This window comes from Streptomyces sp. NPDC056480 (assembly GCF_042795405.1).
Classification (GTDB): domain Bacteria; phylum Actinomycetota; class Actinomycetes; order Streptomycetales; family Streptomycetaceae; genus Streptomyces.
Genome location: NZ_JBHTSA010000255.1, coordinates 1 through 1,957 on the forward strand (window position 1 = coordinate 1; position 1,957 = coordinate 1,957).

Annotated in this window: 3 protein-coding genes; all 3 read right to left on the bottom strand. The window is 71.1% G+C overall.

The window, feature by feature from the left end; translation table 11 throughout:
* Positions 1-52 precede the first annotated feature (52 nt).
* Complete coding sequence (locus tag ACFQ79_RS40680) at positions 53-1,009, bottom strand: electron transfer flavoprotein subunit alpha/FixB family protein (protein WP_383593426.1); 957 nt, start codon at positions 1,007-1,009, stop codon at positions 53-55.
* A 38-nt stretch (positions 1,010-1,047) separates the two neighbouring features.
* On the bottom strand, positions 1,048-1,833 hold the full coding sequence (locus ACFQ79_RS40685; RefSeq protein ID WP_073906858.1) for an electron transfer flavoprotein subunit beta/FixA family protein: 786 nt from the start codon (positions 1,831-1,833) through the stop codon (positions 1,048-1,050).
* A gap of 28 nt (positions 1,834-1,861) precedes the next feature.
* Positions 1,862-1,957 (bottom strand): acyl-CoA dehydrogenase family protein (locus tag ACFQ79_RS40690; protein ID WP_157849844.1); only part of this gene is annotated, 96 nt, incomplete at its 5' end.

A 1,957-nucleotide genomic window follows, 5' to 3' on the forward strand; every position in this document is an offset into this window, starting at 1 on the left:
GTGGCACAGAGTGCCACCACCCGCCCCTCTCACGTCATCAGGCGCGGACGGGTCAGCGGGCGCCGATCTCGTCCGTCAGCTGCGGCAGCACCTCGAAGAGGTCGCCGACCACGCCGTAGTCCACCAGGTCGAAGATCGGGGCCTCGGGGTCCTTGTTGACCGCGACGATCGTCTTCGAGGTCTGCATGCCCGCGCGGTGCTGGATCGCGCCGGAGATGCCCGCCGCGACGTACAGCTGCGGCGAGACCTGCTTGCCGGTCTGGCCGACCTGATTGGAGTGCGGGTACCAGCCGGCGTCCACCGCGGCACGCGAGGCGCCGACGGCCGCGCCGAGCGAGTCGGCCAGCTTCTCGACGACCGCGAAGCCCTCGGCCGCGCCGACACCGCGGCCGCCGGAGACCACGATCGCGGACTCGGTCAGCTCCGGGCGGCCGGTGGAGACGCGCGGGGTGCGCGCGACGACCCTGGCCGCGTTGCCGGTGAAGGAGACGGTGACGTTCTCGACCGTGCCGGCGGCCGCAGAGGCCTCCGGAGCGGCGGAGTTCGGCTTGACGGTGATGACCGGCACGCCGTGCGTGACCGTCGAGCGCACCTGGTACGAGGCGGCGAAGACGGACTGCGTGGCGACCGGGCCGTTCTCGCCGGCCTCCAGCTCCACGGCGTCGGTGATCAGACCGGAGCCGAGGCGGAGGGCGACACGGGCCGCGATCTCCTTGCCCTCGCCGGAGGAGGTCACCAGGACGGCGGCCGCCCCCTTCTCCTGCGCGAGCTGGGTGAGCGCGTCGACCTTCGGCACGACCAGCTGCTCGGTGAACTCGGCGCCGTCCGCGACGTACACGGTCGCCGCGCCGTACTCGCCGGCGGTGGCGGCGATCGAGGTCGCGGCCTCGCCGGCGCCGAGCACGACCGCCGAGGGCTCGCCGATGCGGCGGGCCAGGGTCAGCAGTTCGAGGGCCGGCTTGCGGACCGCACCGTCGGCGTGGTCCACGAGAACCAGGATCTCAGCCATGATTCGTTGCTCCTGTGGGGTGTCAGGCTGACGGTGGGTCAGATGAACTTCTGGGTCGCGAGGAAGGCGGCGAGCTGCTTGCCGCCGTCGCCCTCGTCCGTGACGATCGTGCCCTTGGTACGGGCCGGGCGCGCGGCCACGGCGTCGACCAGGGTCCACGCCCCCGCGAGGCCCACCTCGTCGGCGTCGATGTCCAGGTCGTCCAGGTCCAGCTCCTGAACCGGCTTCTTCTTGGCCGCCATGATCCCCTTGAAGGAGGGGTAACGGGCCTCGCCGGACTGGTCGGTGACCGAGACGACCGCCGGCAGCGGGGCCTCCAGGAGCTCGGTGGCGGCGTCGCCGTCACGGCGGCCCTTCACGAGACCGTCCTCGACGGAGAGCTCCGACAGCAGGGTGACCTGCGGCAGGCTCAGCCGCTCGGCGAGCAGCGCGGGCAGCACGCCCATGGTGCCGTCGGTCGAGGCCATGCCGCAGACGACCAGGTCGAAGCCGGTCTTCTCCAGGGCCTTGGCGAGGATCGCCGAGGTGGCGATGACGTCGGAGCCGTGGATGTCCTCGTCGTTGACGTGGACGGCCTTGTCGGCGCCCATCGACAGCGCCTTGCGCAGCGCGTCCTTGGCGTCGTCCGGGCCGACCGTGACGACGGTGACCTCGGCGTCGTCGGACTCCTCGGAGATCCGCAGCGCCTGCTCGACGGCGTACTCGTCGAGCTCCGACAGCAGGCCGTCGACCTCGTCGCGGTCGACCGTCAGGTCGTCGGCGAAACCACGGTCGCCCGTCGCGTCGGGTACGTACTTCACACAGACAGCGATCCTCAGGGTCACGGCCTGGCTCCTTTCAAGTGACAGACGATTACGGGAGGTTGCGGGCCATGACGATGCGCTGGACCTGGTTGGTGCCTTCGTAGATCTGGGTGATCTTGGCGTCGCGCATCATGCGCTCGACGGG

Excerpts from the sequence above, each read along its gene's own strand:
- ACFQ79_RS40680 (WP_383593426.1), bottom strand. The coding sequence starts at position 1,009 with ATGGCTGAGATCCTGGTTCTCGTGGACCACGCCGACGGTGCGGTCCGC.